The sequence below is a fragment of the Streptomyces sp. SID13666 genome (assembly GCF_010548325.1).
Lineage (GTDB): Bacteria > Actinomycetota > Actinomycetes > Streptomycetales > Streptomycetaceae > Actinacidiphila > Actinacidiphila fildesensis.
In genome coordinates this window covers 14,799-30,793 of the sequence record NZ_JAAGLX010000069.1, presented here as the reverse complement: position 1 = coordinate 30,793, position 15,995 = coordinate 14,799, and the positions used below count along the sequence as shown (strand labels likewise).

The following is a 15,995-nucleotide window of genomic DNA, read 5'->3' as shown; positions in this document are numbered from 1 at the left end:
CGGGTATGGCATGCGTTCACTCACCCAGCCACCCCAACAGACCACCGGCTGTCGCCCGGAAGATTCCGCCCATAGCCACACCATCAGGCGATGACAAACCACCTCAAAGACTCACGAACCGTCCTCTGAAATGCGCCCGTCAGCTGTTGGTGCTAGGGAAGCGGGTAGGCGGTGTAGACGACGTATTAGCTGGGTTTGTGGGACTTGCCGACGTACCGCAGCAAGATTGTCACCTTATTGCTGGCTGCCGTGCCGGCTGCGGCGCCGCCCTTCGTGAAGACGGTGCCGAGTGAGGACTCGCCTTTGAGCGTCCAGTCGAAGGAGAGGCCGTCATACCTCGGGTCCCAAATCCATCCGGACGGGCCCTGTATTTTGGCTTGCTTGATCGTTCATTTTTCCAGCTTCAGGGCGTTGCCCGGCTGCTTGATCCATTCCCCGAAGGCGGTGTCCACGGCGCGCGCGGCGGTCGCCTGGTCGGTGAATCGGGTGGCGACGCCGCCGAGCTCTTTATTGGCCTTCTCCATCATCTTGAGGTCGTCCGGGCGGACGTGATCGAGGAGGGTGTGTGCTCCCTCGATGCCTTCGTCGGCGAGGATGTTGGTGCAGTTGTGGACGAGGATGTCCTGCGGCTGCTGGCCCTGGGGATGGACGTAGAAGGTGTGTAGTCCGTCGACGCTGAGGTCGTAGACCTGCTGGGGCGCCAGGCCGGGCCGGGGGTGCAGGGCGGTCAGCGTCTGTGTGGTGTCGTTCGCGGTGCGCAGCCGGTCGCCTACGTGCAGAGCGGAGACCAGAACCCAGCCGCGTCCTTCGACGTAGAACCGGTGGCCGACGGTGCTGGTCAGTACGCCGCCGGCAACCGTGATGTCGATGAGTTGCCGGGTGTCGTGCCGGAAGGTGTCGGTGACTGCCCGGGCTGCTTCGGTGGCGGCCTTGCCGGCCTGGTTGGCCTTGGCCTGAGCGCCGCGCTTCTTGTTGCTGGGCTGCGGTCTTGACTGCCTGTCCGATCAGGACGGCCAGTCCGGCTGAGGCGTCGGTCTCCTTGTAGGGGGATCCGAGTTCGATGGCGTCGTTGGCGGGCTTGATGACCTGGACGGCACTGTCGCGGGCGGTCAGAGCGGCTTGTGTGGTGGCGTAGGCGAAGCCGGCTGTTTGCTCTGCTGACGCGGCGGCGGCGTTCGCTTCGACCCGGGCGAGCACGGCGTTGGCGTGGGCCTCGACGGCCTTCGCCTGGGCGGTATCGGCCAGTGCTTTGGCCGCACGAACGTTCTCGGCTGCCGCTTCGGAGTATCCGATCGCGTCGGCCGCCGCCGTGTGGGCCTTGGTCACCGCGGCGTTGGTGATCTTCACGTCCCGCTGGGCCCCGTCGGACGCCGCCTTCGCACGCGACGCCGCGGCCTCTGCCTTGGTCGCCGCCTCGCGGGCGTTGGCCGCGGCGTTGGTGGCGTCGTCGGCCGCCGTACGGGCGTTGGTGGCAGCGGTGGTCGCGGCATCGGCCGCGGTGCGCGCCTGGGTTGCTGCGGTGCGGGAAGCCGCTGCGGCGTCGGTGCCTTCGTCGGCGTCCGCCTTCGCCTCCTTGGCGGCGGCCTTGGCGCCCAGCGCGTCCCGTCGGCCCTCCGCATTGAGCGCGTCGTTGCGTGAGGAGATGGCGTTGCGCTCCGCGTTGAGGGCGGCCTCCTTCTTCGTAGCCGCTGTGGTCCCGGCGGTTTGCGCGGCCGACAGCTTCTGCGCAGCGGTCTCACGTTCCGTCTGGGCTCGCGCGTTGGCGTCGGCTGTCTTCTGCCGCTCGGTGGCGGCGATCTCCTTCTGTGTCTTGGCCTTGTCACGCTCGGCCTCGGCCGTCAGCCGCTTGGCGTGCGCGTCGGCAGCGGCGCTCTTCGCGGTGGCCTCGGCGCCTTCGGCCTTGGCCTGGGCGGCCTTGGCCTTGGTGGCGTTCTCCGCGGCCTTGGTGGCCTGCAGCGCCGCGCCGTCCGCGGCGGCCTTCGCCAGGTGGCCGGCGCCGATGATGGTGCCGGTGCCGGTGGCGGTGGCGGAGGTGAAGTCGGTGCCGGTGGCGGTGGCGATGTCGGTTCTGTTCCAGGGGTCGTCGTGGTGCTGCCAGGTGTAGATGCCGGCGCCGGCGGTTGCGCCGATGACGCCGCGGGCCCGGCCAGGTCGCTGGCCTGTCCGGTGCGGGAGCGGTGGGCGGGTTCCTCGTACGGGTGATGTGCGGGGCGTTTGCCGCGCGGTCCGTGGTGCTTGCACTCGACACTGGCCACGACGGGCGGCTGGGTGCGACCGGGTGGAGAGTGTCATGGCGAACGGTAGTGTCCTGCTGGCCCTGCGTGAGGACCCGCGGGGAGCCGGCGGTGACCAGCTGCGACGCATCGGCAAGGAGTTGGAGAACCGCGGGCTCCTGGGAGCGCTGGAGGCGTTCGACCGGGCCTTCCCCGGCTTTCACAGCGAAGCGCACGGCGTGTCCATCGACCCGGACACCGGCGGCTACCTCATCGAATGCGTACGCCCGGACGTCCAAGCGGGCCGGCGCTCCTAGACCTGACGACCAGTCTGCACCGGCCGGCACCCGGGGGCAGACGCGTGATGCGAGGAGACACCTGTGACCTACCGTGACGGCGGTGAGCCGGGCCTGGCCCAGGACGCGGTGGCCCTGGCCGCCGGCCTCGCCGATCTGACGTTCAGCGGGCTGAGCAGCGCCGTGGGCGGCCTCTGCGGTCTGCTGCGCCGCGCCGACCTGGCCGAACTCCTGGCCGACGGCCAGGAGGAGACCAAGGCGCGCGGCCGTCTGCTCCTGGACCGGCACGCCGCCACGGCCCCGGCGCACCTGGAGATTCTGGCCCGCACCCTCACCGCACGCTCCCGGGCGGAGCACGGCAGTGACTGAACGACAGGAGCAGGCACTGCTGAAGAAGCGCGTCGACCACGTCCTCAGCACGTTCGTCACCGCGCAAGCACAAGCGCTGGACGACATCGACGCATGCCTGGCACCGCTGTCGCGGCAGCTGCACGCCGCGACCGGGCAGGGCAAGCGCCTGCGGGCGGCGTTTTGCTACTGGGGCTGGCGCGGGACCGGCCAACCCGACAGCGAGGCCCTGGTCCACGCCGCGGCTGCGATCGAACTGGTGCACGCGGCCGCGGTCGTGCACGACGACCTGATCGACGACAGCCGCACCCGGCACGGCCACCCCACCGCGCACCTCGCCTTACGGCAGGCCCTCCCCGACCACGAACACCCCACGGCCGGCGCCCGGGCCCTGGCCATGCTGGTGGGGGACCTGCTGATGTCGATGGCCGGTCAGCTGTTCACCAGCTGCGGCCTGCCCGGCGCCTTCCTCAACAGGGCCCGCCCGATGTGGGCGGTTCTGGCCCGGGAACTGGTGGCCGGCGAATGCCTGGAGGTGCTGCACACCGGCCGCGAGCCGAATCCGGACGCGTCGGTGAAAGTGATCCGCTACAAGACCGCCAAGTACACCGTCGAGCACCCGCTGCACATCGGCGGCCTTCTCGCCGGCGCCCCACCACCACTGCTGCGGGCGTACAGCCAGTACGGCCTGCCGCTGGGCGAGGCGTTCCAGCTGCGCGACGACCTGCTGGGCCTGTTCGGCGACCCCGAGCACACCGGCAAGAACCCCGCCGACGACCTGGCCGGTGAACGCCCCACCGCCCTGATGGCTCACGCACTCGCCTCCGCCACCCCAGCCGAACACGCCGAACTGCGCCACCTGCTCGGGCAGGCGGACCTCAGCGAGCGACAGGTGGAACAGGCCCGGGAGATCATCCGCCGCACCGGGGCCGTCACCCGCGTCGAGGACATGATCACCACCCGGCTCCGCCAGGCGCACGAAGCCCTGGCCGACGCCGACCTGACCGGTGAGGCCCGCCGCGCGCTGGCAGACCTGGCCACGAACGCGACCGACCGCACCCACTGACCGCCACGCATCCGAGCGGAGCAGCACGATGACCTACACCCCGGCATCCATGGACGCCCTGCGCACCCAAGGGGACGAACTCGCCGACGCGACCGTGGCGACGCTGTTCGAGCGCGGACAGGTCGGCACGTTCAACGCGCTCATGCGCTACGTCTCCACCGCCGGCCAGGCCTTGCCCGACGCTCTGCCCGAGGTCGCCCGCGAATTCCTGCACGCGACCAGCTCGCCCCCGCACTGGGTGGACTGGTCCGAGATGGAGAAGGCCCGGCTGTTCTTCCTTGACAACAACGTCCACGTCTCCACCGCCCTGTCGTTCGCCTCGATGCCGGCCTGCTACGTCGTGCCCCACATCGCCAGACTGCTGTCGGCCACCCACTCGCTGAAGTACCCCTCCAAGCGGATGGCCGAGACCGGCCAGTTCACCGTCTACCTCATGCAGCCCGACGCGTTCGAAGCAGGCAGCCGCTTCATCCCCGCGGCCCAGAAGGTCCGCCTGCTGCACGCCTCGATCCGCCACCACCTCAAGCGCGAGGACCGTTGGGACGTCGCGACCCTCGGCACGCCGATCTGTCAGGAGGACATGATCGGCGGGCAGATGATGTTCTCCATCCAGGTCCTCGACGCACTGCACCGCCTCGGCATCCACATCAGCGCCGAGGGCGCCGACGCCTACTACTACGCCTGGAAGGTGGTCGGCGCCATCCTCGGCATCGACCAGAACCACGTTCCCCACAACCTCCAGGAAGCCCGCGCGTTCTCCGACCTGTACATGACCCGCCACATGGGCCCCAGCCAGGAGGGCGCCCAGCTCACCCGCCAACTCATCGACCTCTACGAGGAGGTGGTACCGGGCACCTTCTTCGACCCCGTCGTCTCCGCCCTGATCCGCTACCTGATCGGGGACACCTGCGCCGACTGGCTGAACGTTCCCCGCACCACCTGGGACACCGTGGTCAAGGCCGCCCCCGCCCTGCTGGGCGTGCTGGAAACCCTCGAGGACCGCTCACCGCTGGCGGCCTGGGCACTGGACCGGGTCGGACACCTGACGAGCATCCTCGAACTGTCCGCCCTCACCCGCGGCCGCGTCATGCACTACGCCATCCCCGAACAGCTCAAGAGCGACTTCGGGGTCGACACCACGGTGCCGCCCAAGAGCCGCTGGACCCCGCCGCCGGCCACCGTGAGCCGATAGCGCAGTGACCGGGCCTTAGCGCGGTGGGACCGGTTCACCCTCGTGCGAACCACAGACGTCCCCAGGCCCCGGCAGAGCGAACGGCAAGGACGCAGGGCCCGGGGTAGGCGGCGATGATGCCTGCGAAGATCAGTATCAGCGAGCGAGGGCGAGAAGCCGAAGCCGCGCCGTACGCAGGCCGACAAGTGGACCGTCAACCTCGCAGCAGCCCGGCAGTTCTTCGAGCGCGAAGGCCCTCTGCAGGTGCCCCGGAAGCATGTCGCGACCGTCTCTGCGATGACGGGGAGCCTTAGTTCCGCCTGGGGGCATGCGTCAGCAACCAGCGCACCAGGGCCGCCACACTCACCCCGAAGCGGATGGGGCAGCTGTCCCCGGCAGGGATGCGGTGGACATGATGGGCATCATCATCAGCCAATCACCGGTGCCCACCTGGTGTCCTTGGTCCATGCTGGCGGCAGGTTCGAGAATGGTGTCCTGGTCGTGTCACCAGGCGATCAGCACGCCATCTGATACGCCGATCTACAGATCACCGATGAGTTCGGCCGGTACGCCGAGTCATACCCAGCACAACGAACCTACGAAGAGGGACCACCATCCGATGAGCGAGCTGAATGCGGAACATGCCCGGCGAGCGATCGTCGAACACACCCGGCGTCTGGCGGAAGCAGCCGCCGCGGCCGGACCTGACGCCGCCGTGCCGACCACCCCGGGCTGGACCATCACCGACCTGGTCCAGCACGTGGGCCAGACCCAGAACTGGGTCGCGGAGATCATCGAGCGGCGCGTCACCGACCCCACACAACTGCCCACGCAGATGGCCGTACTGCCCACCGCCCCCCGTCAGTGGCAGGAGTGGCTGTCGCAGTCCGCACAGCGGGTCGCGAGCGCGTGCTCCGACGACGCACTCGACGCGCCGGTGTTCAACCCTGCGGGGGACAAGCGGCCCGGGGCGCGATTTTGGATCTCCAGCATGCTCAACGAGGCGGTCGTCCACGGCTTCGACGCAGCCAACGCGGCGAACAAACCGGCCGACATTCACCCCGACATCGCAGCCGCGCTCATCACCAACCACCTCACGATGCTCACCTCCCCCACCTGGGAGATGCAGCGATCCGAGTCCGCCCACGCCATCCGCGGCACCGGGCAGACCCTGCAATGGCTGGCCACCGACACCGACACCGACGCGGGCGCCTGGATCGTCGAACGCCGGCCCGACGGGGCGACGTGGCAACCCGGAAACCAGCAGGCCGATGTGACGGTGACCGGCCCGGCACGATCGCTGCTGCTGACCTTGACCCGACGACTCCCTCTCACCGACCACGACACCACCGACATCAGCATCGACGGCGACACCGCCCTCGCCCAGCACTGGCTCAACAACACCGGCCACGTCAGCGGCTGACCGGCACCCAGGCGCCCACCGCGACGACGAAGGCTCTGTGCGGCCACCCAAATACCAGCGCCCAGCGCTCAACATTCGGTGACAACGCTCAAGGTTCGATGACACGGGACAACGGAAGCCGTCTGCCCCGCCTCAGGAGATCTGTCCCTGTCTCAGTTGATCTGGGCCCATTCGCTTGTCGTCTCAGACGATCTGGTCTGTTGGTGCTGCTGTCGGTGGCGGGTGGCAGGCTGCGCCAGTGAGCTATGACCTTGCTGTGTGGGAGGGCGAGCGGCCGGCGGATGACGCCGCCGCGGGCCGGCGTTTCACCGCTCTGTACGACCAGTACATCGACACAGAGGACGCTGAGGTACCTCCAGTGGAACGAATAGCGGCCTTCGTGGCCGCGCTCTTGGAACGATGGCCGGAGCTGGCTGAAGACGATGACGACACCGCGCCGTGGTCAACTGGGCCGCTGATCGGGGAGGCCCGGGGCCCGCTGATCTACTTCCCCATGCGCTGGAGCATGGCCGAGGAGGCATCGGCTTACGCGGCGGGGGTTGCCGCGTCAATGGGCCTCAACTGCTTCGATCCGCAGGCACGGAAACTCCGGCCCTGACTGAACCGCAGACACCGACCAGGTCGGCTGAGACGAGACAGGGCACCCGTGCTTCCGGGACCCGATCGACTGAGATTCCCATCGCTGCGGCGTCTCACTTCTTCTGGTCGCCACCGGCCATGGGCATTGTCCCGTGTCATCGAACCTGGATCGTTTGCCATCGAAGTTGGACGACCGGCAGTCGGAGGGTTGAGTGCTTCAGTTGCTCCCTCGGTCCGGAGACGCGGAATGATCGGGATATGGACGTGGCGGATCAACTGGTGCGGTCGGCGGACGCCGGCGACGTGATCTCGGTAGCGCGGCAGCTGGAGCTGGGTGCTGCGGTGGATGCGCCGGACACGGGCGGGCGTACGGCGCTGGATGTGGCAGCGGGGCGGGGACATGCCGATGTCGTCCGTCTGCTCATTGATGCGGGGGCCGATTTGGAGCAGCGGGCGGGTGAGTACGAGGAGTCGACGCCGCTGTGCCTGGCGGCGATCCGTGGGCACACGGCAGTCGTGGGGGCTCTGCTCGATGCCGGTGCCCGTACCGGTGCCCAGGGCCGGATGGGCTACGTGCCGCTGGTGCTGGCAGCCACGGCTGGGAACGAGGGGTACCCGGAGACGGTAGATCTGTTGCTGGACCACGGGGCGGATGTCAACGCGGTGATGAAGCGCAAGACCGCCCTCGACTGGGCGACCGGGTTCGGACAGATACCGATGGTGCGCCACCTGCTCAGCCGCGGTGCCACCCCATCGGCCAAGGCTCTGACCAACGCGCGTGAGCACACCGACCGCGATCCGGAGTGCCGGCAGAAGACCGGGCGCATCGCCGCCGTGCCGCTCGGGGCGGGCGCCACGGCCGGCGCGGAACAGGTCGTTCGGCATCTACCTGAGCAGGATGATCCCGGGACGGAAGCCAAGAATCAGGCGTAGTGACCGCGCAGAATCTGAGCCGCCGGCCCCGTCCGACTTCGCTCTTACGAAACCAACGGTCGTCCAACTTCCATGGCAAACGGTCCAGGTTCGATGGCACGGGACAGTCAGGACAGCAGCGGCCGGGGGTAGCAGCAGGTGTCACGCCACCCTGTCACGCGGGGTGTCACGCCGCCTGTCACGCTACCCTGTGCTACACCTCTGACCAGGGCGGATACCCCTCAACGCCCCCTTTGCAGCAGGGTGACCTGTGCCAGTGAGCGTTGATCGATTGACAGCGAAGGCCGATCGATTGACTTCCGTGCCAATTAGGGATGACTGCCTGCGGGTTTTGTGACAGTGGAGGATGACCGCAGACAGCGACGATCACTCTGCTCGACGGGTCTGTAGTGTGCGGCGATGACAAGAAGTGAGCGGCTCGCGGAGCAGTTGGATTGGTACTGGCGCAAGAACCTGCGGCCCCGGCTGGATGGTCTTACTGACGAGGAGTACTTCTGGGAGCCGGTGCGCGGCTGCTGGAGCATCCGCCCACGTGACACGTCGGCCGCACCGATGTTGGAAGGCTCGGGGGAATGGACGATGGACTCCGCGTCCCCTGCCCCGGTGCCGGCACCGGTGACCACGATTGCCTGGCGGCTGGCGCACCTCATCGTCTCGTGCCTGGGCTATCGGGTCGGATGGTACTTCGGCGGCCAGGACGCCGACTCCCAGACATTCGCCTACGCGGGGACTGCTGACGAGGCGCTGAAACAGCTCGATGAGATGTATGGGAGATGGAACGCGGGGGTCCGCCAGCTCTCGGACGCTGACCTGGACACTCCGCCCACGGTGGGTCCCGAGCGGTTTCCCCTGGAGAACAGGGTCCTGCACGTCAACAGGGAGCTGATCCATCACGGCGCCGAGATTTCCCTGCTGCGCGACCTCTACCGCTGGCAGGACGGAGCCGTACCGCGCCGAATATGACTTTCGGTAACCGGCGATCGAGCTTCGGAAACCTAGGGTTCGTTACGGGTCGCACGTCCGGCGCAGGCAATCCGACTCCAGCGTCACCGCGCGGCAACCGGCTCCGGAGTGGACAGCCATCGAACCGCACCATTGCCGGGCATCCCTCGGTTCGCTGACCTGCGCGATCATCCTTCGGTGGCACAGAACGCCGTCGATCACCCGTAGGTGCCAATCGGTCACCGCTCACTGGCACGGGTCACAGGGGGCGTGACAGCGTGACACTTCATACGTCGACGGCGGCCTGGCGCTCGAGGATGACCGGCCCGGCGGCGATGGCGTGCTGCACTGCTGCACGCCAGATGTCCCCGGCCGGTGTCACCTGCGCGGCCAGCTCTTCGTACTCGACGAGCGCCGCGTCCTCGGCCGGGTAGCGGAACGGCTTGGTCGGCAGCATGTCCGGGTGCTTGTCCCGCCAGTCCCGCAAGCGTCCGATCGCGTCCTCACTGGTGTGCCGGCACGCCGCCAGCACCCGGTTCACCAGCCCGGCCGGAAGGCGCACCGTCACTCGTTCCGGCAACCGCCGTCCCGCATCCCGGGCTACCGCCCGGGATTCTTCGCCTGCGCCGGCAGCACCGGCCAGTCCCGGTCCCAGCCTGGCGCCGCCAGCTCGGCCCGCACCTGGTTGGTTCGGGCTCGTGTGTCACGGAGACATGGGGGTATTTGGCCCGCTCAGAGTCAGTTTTCGAGAATGATCACGGTGGCACTGGGTCCGAACATGTCGGTGACATGAGTCCGTGTCGTCTGGTGCCAGACTGTCCGCATCTCCTGGGTACCGTCGCCACGGTTCCCATCCGGTGGCGCGCTGCGCCGTTGTCCTGGTTCAGCGAAGACTCACCGATCTCACCGAAGATTGACGACTGACCTGTTCGTCTCGTCGAAGTCTGACCAGGCAGGCTCGTTGCCCTGTCCCTGTCCTGCTCCGACTCATGAATGGCGCTCCCCAGCGAAGGGGTGGTCGAGTCGGGGTGGCGAAAACGCCTTTGCGATTATGTGCGCATGGACTTCGAGCTCGTCCCGCCCAGTGGTGTCGGTCCTCTGAGGATCGGCATGCCCCGCCAGGAGGCAGACGCGGCGCTGCTGTCACTGCGTGATCCGTCAGTGATTTCCGACTCGGACCGGCCTGGGCAGCACGTCTTTCGCCCGAGTGGTCTGATGATCAGTATCAGCTGCGCTCGCGGCCTCTTGGAGGCAGTCGAGTTGGGATGCCCATCGGGCGCAAGGGATAGCGTGCGGTTCGGCGCTATTGACGTATTCGGCTTTCCGGCACTCGAGGTCATTCGGCGCACGCGCGAGCGGACAACGGTCCTCGCGGATGAAGCAGATACAGCGTCTTTCGTGGCACCTGACCTGCTGCTGAGCTTTTGGCGTCCCTTCGCGGCTGACGATGAGCCAGATGAGGAGCAGGGTTACTACTTCAGCTCGGTTCTCCTTGCCTGTCCCGGGTATTACGACGGTCCGGGGCTGTGACCGACATCGGCAGTCACGCGAACGTAGAGCAGCGACCAGTCAAACTTCAGTGAGAACGGGCGCCCGTTGTTGGTCAGTCCCGTCGGACACCGTGGTCGATCCGGTCGATCCGGTCGATGACGGCTGCGGCCCGCTCCGGGTGCTCCTCCAGCCACCTGCCGAGGTGTTCCTCGACGGCCTGTCCGACGCAGGTCCGCACTGCGGTGTTGACCAGCGTGTCGCGCGTGGAGCCCTTGAACTCGGGATGGTCCAGCTTCACCGACACGACCGCCGTCAGGCCTTCGCCGATCCGGTCGGTGCTGAGATCGGGGTCCGTCGCTGTCAGCAGTCGCTGCCTCCGCGCGTACGCGGTGAGTGCGGCTGCCACCCCGGCGCGGAAGCCCTCCTGATGCGTGCCGCCGGCGGTGGGCCGGCTGTTGGCGAAGCTCCGGACCCGTTCCTCGCGGGCGTCGCACCAGCGGAAGGCCGCCTCTACTGTCCCCGCCATCCGCGGGTCTTCCCGATCGAAGCCGATGACGTCCGTGGGGGCGGGCGCCGCCGCCTGCGCGTCGAGGAAGGCGACAAAGTCCCGCGCCCCGGCCGGGAACCGGAACCGCACCGGCCGGGACTCGCCCGCGCGGCGCTGGTCGGTCAGCCAGATGTCCAGGCCCCGGTTGAGGAAGGCCAGTTCCCTGAACCGCTCCGCCAGCGCGTCGAACGAGCACTCCACGGTTCCGAAGATTTCTACGTCGGGCCAGAAGGCGAGGGTGGTCCCGCTTCCCGTTGCCGTTCCCAGTTCGGTGAGCGGGGCGACGGCCACGCCGCGCGCGTACTCCTGGACCCAGCGGACTCCCTCGCGTCGCACTTCGGCCGTCATCCGGCGCGACAGGGCATTGGCGACAAAGGGTCCCACGCCGCAGAAGCCGATCGTCACGTCGTGGCGGCTGCCGGGCCGCGGCCAGGCCTGCAGGCGGGTCAGCAGGGCTTCGAGGCTGGGACCGCCTGTGCCCTCGGCCTCGTCGGTGGGAACGCCCGGCCCGTCGTCGGCGACACACACGCCGCCGTCGGACAGGAGAGTGACGTCGACGCGGCTGGCACGGCCGGCCAGGACCTCGTTCACCGCCCGGTCGGCGACCTCGAACACCATTTGGTGCAGGCCGCGTTCACCTGTCGAGCCGACGTACATCCCGGGCCGCTTGCGAACGGCTTCCCACCCCTCCAGTAGCTGGATGTGGCTGGCGTCGTACTTGACGGCTTCCTCGCTCATGATGTCCCCTCCCGTAGTGCCCATCAGAACCTCACAGTCTAGGAGAATCCAAAGAAAACACCAGGTCAGAGCCAGTTCGCCGAAGGCGTGAACGGGCAGGTGAGCGCCCGCTCGGAGGCGGTCGGCCAGGGGATCGCGAACCGCCGCCACAGCGCAGCCAGGGGCCGCCGAGCCCGCATACAACGCCGTTCCCACCGGTCCTCAAGGGCCCAATTTTGTTCGGTGTGCTGCACCCAGGCCCGGAACGCCTCGTCTCCCGGCTTCGCCGCCGATCTGATCCGGTCGTACCGGACCAGATCTTCTGAGATTTCCAGCAACAACGCGTCTCTGTAGATCTGGTCGTCGCAGGTTCGCAGCCCTGGCGTCGAACCAGATCAACAGAGACGGGACAGCGGCCAATGGGTGTCTACTGCCACGGTGAGGTCGGTGGAGGGCTGGTTGGTGGAACGGGCGCACCCACCTTGGCTCCCGGGTCTTCCACCTAGAGGTCCGTGGGTGGAAGCCCATCCCACCCACCTCGTCAGGCCGCCCGGGGCAGCGAGCCGGGATGCTCCTGCGGTCCGATAGCACGGGCATCCGTGCTGTGCGTTCGCAAGGTGGTTGAGGTTGCGGGCTTGTCTCCCGCCTATAGGACTGCAGATTTGGTGCGACGTGTTGGGTGGTGACTTAACGGAAGGTGCAGGGGTGTGAGCCTGTAGTCCTTCAGGACGAGTGAGACTGCCGCACCTGCGGTGGGAACGCTTATGTCCAGCGTGTGGGTTGTCGTTCGTGGCCGTGCGGGCTGTGCGGCGCGGTGGCGGGGAGCGCGTCCGGCCGGTTCCGTGTGCGTGCCGCAGAGCAGCGACTGAATGCCTCCCAGGTTCTGTCATCGCAATGGCCCGAAGGGTCTTTCGCCTCGGGCTCCCGTCATGGCGGGCTGTCTATGGTTTGCGGCGTCGTCGGAGTGCGCGTTGGGCTTGGGCGCGGGCGCATTCGCGGGTGCAGTATTTGATGCCGGTGGTGCGGTGCTGGCCGTATTCGGCGCGGCCGCGTTGGCGGACGAAGGCGCGGCCGCAGGGTTCGTTGGCGCAGTGCCGGACGGTGGCGCCTTCGACGAGGTGGTTGTACAGCTGCAGGAAGGCCACCGAGACGATGGTGGGGGAGCGGTCGGACAGGTTGCCTATGCCGATGCTGAACCGGCTCAGTGCCGCGTTCAGCACGTGCTGCAGTGACGAGATCTGGCTGTCGATGAGGAGTGCTTCCAGGTACTCCAGTGAGGGTGGCCACGGCGGGTCGTGGTCCGGGTTCTGTGCCTGGACTCCGGCCAGGTTCTCCGGGGTGATGTGCGGCTTGACGAGTTCTTCGAGACCGCCCGCGCGCCGGCAGGCGAGCCATGTCGTGATCGCTTCCTGGGCGGTCTGGAGGTGGATGCGGACCAGGTCGCGGTGGATGCCGAAGGGATGGGGCTGGTCGTCGCCGCCGGCTTCGGGGATGGTCTGGAGTTCCTCGTAGACGTCCTCGGAGTCCACGTACAGATCGTCGTGATCCATGCTGCTGAGTGTTCCGTAGGTGCGCATCATCTCGGCCGCGCCCTCGAGGTCGTGAGGATCCAGCTGCATCAGCTCGCGCAGGTAGAAATCCTCCGGAAGCTCCACGAGCTGGCGGTCGTCCCACAGGACGGGCGTCCAGAGGATCCAGTCGCCCCGGACACGGACGTTGGTGATGCCCTGCGCGAGAGGGGGCGCGGGAATGAGCGTGCCCGGCCAGAGCGTGGGACGAAACCGTGGGTCAACGTACTCCGTCATGGCGGCATCATAGCCGCTATTTTGGTAATACAAAATGGTGAAGCTCCGTACTACGCCAGGCTGTTCGCAGACCAGGGGGAAACGCAGTGGCCGACTGGGCGGAACGAAAGATCATCGGGGACCAGCACGAACACACCGTCAAACACGCACTCGAAGACCACGGATGGACCGTGCATCCCTGCGGGCAAGGCACCTACCCCACGCCGATCCAGCGCGCCTTGTGCCGTACGGAATCAGCACTACGACACTTCCCCGACCTCCTCGCAGCACGCGGCACCGAGCTCGTGGCCATCGACGCCAAAACCCGGATGCCCAGCACCATCTCCCACCGCTACGCCATCTCCCGCCGGTGTGCCCTGGCGGGCCTACAGTTCATGGCCGCCAATGCTCCGGTGCCGCTGTACTACGTCCTGGGCGACCTCCGCGTCCTGACACCGGCGGAAGTGCTCTACGACGCCTTCCACACCCTGCGGCCCACCGGCGGCTCCTATCACCTCGTCAGCAGTCGCCTGGCCCGACCCTTCGACGACATCTTCGGAAGTACCCCGTACCAACGGGCCGCCTGACCCTTGGACGAACCCGGTACGCAGGGCCGCCCAACCCCCGTCCGTGCCATCCCCGTTGTCGCGTGGTGGTGTCAGTGTCCGGGTCTAGGGTGCGTGCGCATGAGCCTGACGTCACTACTGGATGATCCGACATCTTCGTTGCGCCGCTTCATGGACGCGGAGTTACCCCGGGCGGCCCGGTTACGGGCGGCGTTCCGAGCCGAACTGCCCACGGCCACCCGTCCTATCCGTCCTATCCGTCCTGACCCGCCGGCCGGCCGGCGTCCCGCCTGGACGACACTGGGAACCGCGGTCGATCACCGGCTGCGCTGCGCGCTGACCGGTCGGACCCCTGACGACGGGGCGGTCGCGGCCGGGATCGACCGGGCCACGGCCGACGCTGCACTGGCGGCACCGACCGCTGCTGCCCTGAACACGGCCGGCTACCAACTGCTGGAGCATTTGCGGCATTTGGCGGTCCTCCATCGGCTGGGCGACCGGTCACGGCCCTGGACCGGACCGGCGGCCGTCGAGGAGCAACTGGCCCGCGCGTGTTACGCGGCCGCGCTGTTCGAGGAGGTCTACCGGTGCCCGGACCCGTCCCGCACCCTCCTGTTCCGGGACGCACACCCAGGCCTGGACCTGGACGGGCTCCTGGCATCGGTGCCCGCCTACGCGGTGGCCGACATCGTGGCCGTCACCGCTGCGGCCGGCGACGGCCTGGCCTACGTGCGCAGTATTGCTCCCGATCGGATCACGCTCGCCCCCACCTTCGACGGCAGTGCGGACGTCGGGGGAGCCGACGCCGACTGGATCGCCGCCGGCACGCTGATCGACGTGAAAACCACCATCACTCCCGGCAGACTCCCCGTCACCGACATCTACCAGCTGGCCGGTTACCTCCTACTGGACTACCACGACACGTACCGCATCACCCACCTGGGCTGGTACTCCGCTCGGTCCGCTGCTCTGGTGCGGTGGCGGACCGCCGACTTCCTCGCCCTGCTCGGGGCGCGTCGCCCCCTGACCGGACTGCGCCAGGACCTTGCGGGCTTGTTGGGAGGCCGGCCACGGCCGCCCGTCACACCGACCGCAGGCGAACTCGGTCCGGACGCTGATACGTGCCGTACACCGCCGCAGAGGTCGCAGACCCTCACCCGGCGCAACGAGGCGATCAAGCAGCGGCCGGCGATGGTGTCCTGGCAGGACACAGCCACCACCCCGTCCGGCCGCACGGTGCACTGCGGTCAGGCGCTGATCCACGACGCGACCCGCTGCCCCGTGGAGTCCCGCCTGTACACGCGTGCCGAAATCCATGCCGTGTGGGGCGATGCTGCCCATATCAACCCGCCCGATGAACGGGTGGCCGCCTGGTCGCAGCGGTTCGACCTGACGGCCAAGGACGGGATGCTCCAGGCACTTGCCTACCTGGGACAGCAGGCGCACTACGTTGAGGACGTGCACGGCTGGGGCACTTGGACACTGCCGGACCTGCAGGAAGCGTGCCGGCGTCTGACGAGTTGGTGGTCCTTCAGCTTCGACCAGCTCACCACCGCCGACCGCGCCGACGTGGTAGCGGCGATCCGCGCCATGGACCGCGTCCACCTGGCCGTCTTCGACGAGCGGGCCATGGAAGGCGCGTGACGGACCGGTGCGCACCCGCTCTGGCCCACGACCGACCCGCCGGTGTGCCAGGCCCGCGGGCCGCCTTGAGGCAGGCATCTGTGTCGGGGGACCGGCTGCATCCGTGTCCAGGCCGCGGGATCTCAGGGGCGAAGTACCGTACTGGTCCGCCGGGGCAGGGGGAGCGCGCCGGGGGTGTTGGTCGGTGCTCGGCCGACGTGTGCCCCGTGCGCCGATCTCGCGTGCGGGTCCCGTGTCCGCATACCGCGGGGGGTTGATGTCGTTGTACCGGGTGA

15 protein-coding genes and 1 pseudogene are annotated in these 15,995 nt (G+C 68.1%); 11 read left to right on the top strand and 5 right to left on the bottom strand.

Going from position 1 to position 15,995, the window contains the following annotated elements:
- Positions 1 to 389: 389 nt before the first annotated feature.
- Both G3I60_RS46120 and G3I60_RS47160 read right to left on the bottom strand, forming a co-directional pair.
- Positions 390 to 527, bottom strand: coding sequence for a hypothetical protein (locus tag G3I60_RS46120; protein ID WP_239070919.1), 138 nt, complete (start codon positions 525 to 527; stop codon positions 390 to 392).
- A 138-nt stretch (positions 528 to 665) separates the two neighbouring features.
- Positions 666 to 869 (bottom strand): annotated as a pseudogene (locus G3I60_RS47160) (hypothetical protein); the annotation flags it as partial.
- 1,421 nt (positions 870 to 2,290) lie between these two features.
- Between G3I60_RS47160 and G3I60_RS41050 the strand changes: the two are divergent.
- From G3I60_RS41050 to G3I60_RS41015, 8 genes are all read left to right on the top strand, one after another.
- The gene (locus G3I60_RS41050; RefSeq protein WP_164298882.1) at positions 2,291 to 2,530 is read left to right on the top strand and encodes a hypothetical protein; all 240 of its coding nucleotides are present in this window, start codon (positions 2,291 to 2,293) and stop codon (positions 2,528 to 2,530) included.
- 63 nt (positions 2,531 to 2,593) lie between these two features.
- Positions 2,594 to 2,878: a polyprenyl synthetase gene (locus G3I60_RS41045; protein WP_164298884.1), complete on the top strand. Its 285-nt coding sequence runs from the start codon at positions 2,594 to 2,596 to the stop codon at positions 2,876 to 2,878.
- On the top strand, positions 2,871 to 3,923 hold the full coding sequence (locus tag G3I60_RS41040) for a polyprenyl synthetase family protein (RefSeq protein WP_164298885.1): 1,053 nt from the start codon (positions 2,871 to 2,873) through the stop codon (positions 3,921 to 3,923). The genes G3I60_RS41045 and G3I60_RS41040 overlap by 8 nt, the downstream gene beginning before the upstream one ends.
- A 28-nt stretch (positions 3,924 to 3,951) precedes the next feature.
- The gene (locus tag G3I60_RS41035) at positions 3,952 to 5,115 is read left to right on the top strand and encodes an oxygenase MpaB family protein (protein ID WP_164298887.1); all 1,164 of its coding nucleotides are present in this window, start codon (positions 3,952 to 3,954) and stop codon (positions 5,113 to 5,115) included.
- 598 nt (positions 5,116 to 5,713) lie between these two features.
- Positions 5,714 to 6,517, top strand: coding sequence for a maleylpyruvate isomerase family mycothiol-dependent enzyme (locus G3I60_RS41030; RefSeq protein WP_164298889.1), 804 nt, complete (start codon positions 5,714 to 5,716; stop codon positions 6,515 to 6,517).
- Between the two features lie 238 nt (positions 6,518 to 6,755).
- Positions 6,756 to 7,115: a hypothetical protein gene (locus G3I60_RS41025; RefSeq protein ID WP_164298891.1), complete on the top strand. Its 360-nt coding sequence runs from the start codon at positions 6,756 to 6,758 to the stop codon at positions 7,113 to 7,115.
- Between the two features lie 239 nt (positions 7,116 to 7,354).
- A complete protein-coding gene (locus G3I60_RS41020) occupies positions 7,355 to 8,029 on the top strand; it encodes an ankyrin repeat domain-containing protein (RefSeq protein WP_164298893.1) in 675 nt (224 codons plus the stop codon).
- 399 nt (positions 8,030 to 8,428) lie between these two features.
- Positions 8,429 to 8,992 (top strand): DinB family protein, encoded by a 564-nt coding sequence (locus tag G3I60_RS41015; RefSeq protein ID WP_164298894.1) that lies wholly within the window; start codon positions 8,429 to 8,431, stop codon positions 8,990 to 8,992.
- Positions 8,993 to 9,257: 265 nt separating this feature from the next.
- Here G3I60_RS41015 and G3I60_RS41010 read toward each other — a convergent pair whose 3' ends face one another.
- Positions 9,258 to 9,533, bottom strand: coding sequence for a hypothetical protein (locus G3I60_RS41010; protein ID WP_164298896.1), 276 nt, complete (start codon positions 9,531 to 9,533; stop codon positions 9,258 to 9,260).
- Positions 9,534 to 10,030: 497 nt separating this feature from the next.
- Between G3I60_RS41010 and G3I60_RS41005 the strand changes: the two genes are divergently transcribed.
- The gene (locus tag G3I60_RS41005; RefSeq protein ID WP_164298898.1) at positions 10,031 to 10,501 is read left to right on the top strand and encodes a hypothetical protein; all 471 of its coding nucleotides are present in this window, start codon (positions 10,031 to 10,033) and stop codon (positions 10,499 to 10,501) included.
- A 73-nt stretch (positions 10,502 to 10,574) separates the two neighbouring features.
- Here the strand turns inward: G3I60_RS41005 and G3I60_RS41000 are convergent, their stop codons facing one another.
- Both G3I60_RS41000 and G3I60_RS40995 read right to left on the bottom strand, forming a co-directional pair.
- On the bottom strand, positions 10,575 to 11,747 hold the full coding sequence (locus G3I60_RS41000; protein WP_164298900.1) for an ATP-binding protein: 1,173 nt from the start codon (positions 11,745 to 11,747) through the stop codon (positions 10,575 to 10,577).
- A 920-nt stretch (positions 11,748 to 12,667) separates the two neighbouring features.
- Complete coding sequence (locus G3I60_RS40995; RefSeq protein WP_203675129.1) at positions 12,668 to 13,531, bottom strand: hypothetical protein; 864 nt, start codon at positions 13,529 to 13,531, stop codon at positions 12,668 to 12,670.
- Positions 13,532 to 13,617: 86 nt separating this feature from the next.
- Here G3I60_RS40995 and G3I60_RS40990 point away from each other — a divergent pair, with 86 nt between their 5' ends.
- Together G3I60_RS40990 and G3I60_RS40985 are read left to right on the top strand one after the other, a co-directional pair.
- Positions 13,618 to 14,097, top strand: a complete 480-nt coding sequence (locus G3I60_RS40990; protein WP_164298902.1) for a hypothetical protein — start codon at positions 13,618 to 13,620, stop codon at positions 14,095 to 14,097.
- A 99-nt stretch (positions 14,098 to 14,196) separates the two neighbouring features.
- A complete protein-coding gene (locus G3I60_RS40985) occupies positions 14,197 to 15,720 on the top strand; it encodes a hypothetical protein (RefSeq protein ID WP_164298904.1) in 1,524 nt (507 codons plus the stop codon).
- Positions 15,721 to 15,995: the final 275 nt, after the last annotated feature.

Bases quoted from the DNA above. Each gene is read 5' to 3' on its own strand.
- G3I60_RS46120 (WP_239070919.1), bottom strand. From the start codon at position 527: ATGATGGAGAAGGCCAATAAAGAGCTCGGCGGCGTCGCCACCCGATTC.
- G3I60_RS41050 (WP_164298882.1), top strand. From the start codon at position 2,291: ATGGCGAACGGTAGTGTCCTGCTGGCCCTGCGTGAGGACCCGCGGGGA.
- G3I60_RS41035 (WP_164298887.1), top strand. From the start codon at position 3,952: ATGACCTACACCCCGGCATCCATGGACGCCCTGCGCACCCAAGGGGAC.
- G3I60_RS41030 (WP_164298889.1), top strand. From the start codon at position 5,714: ATGAGCGAGCTGAATGCGGAACATGCCCGGCGAGCGATCGTCGAACAC.
- G3I60_RS41020 (WP_164298893.1), top strand. From the start codon at position 7,355: ATGGACGTGGCGGATCAACTGGTGCGGTCGGCGGACGCCGGCGACGTG.
- G3I60_RS41015 (WP_164298894.1), top strand. From the start codon at position 8,429: ATGACAAGAAGTGAGCGGCTCGCGGAGCAGTTGGATTGGTACTGGCGC.
- G3I60_RS41005 (WP_164298898.1), top strand. From the start codon at position 10,031: ATGGACTTCGAGCTCGTCCCGCCCAGTGGTGTCGGTCCTCTGAGGATC.
- G3I60_RS41000 (WP_164298900.1), bottom strand. From the start codon at position 11,747: ATGAGCGAGGAAGCCGTCAAGTACGACGCCAGCCACATCCAGCTACTG.
- G3I60_RS40995 (WP_203675129.1), bottom strand. From the start codon at position 13,531: ATGACGGAGTACGTTGACCCACGGTTTCGTCCCACGCTCTGGCCGGGC.
- G3I60_RS40985 (WP_164298904.1), top strand. From the start codon at position 14,197: ATGAGCCTGACGTCACTACTGGATGATCCGACATCTTCGTTGCGCCGC.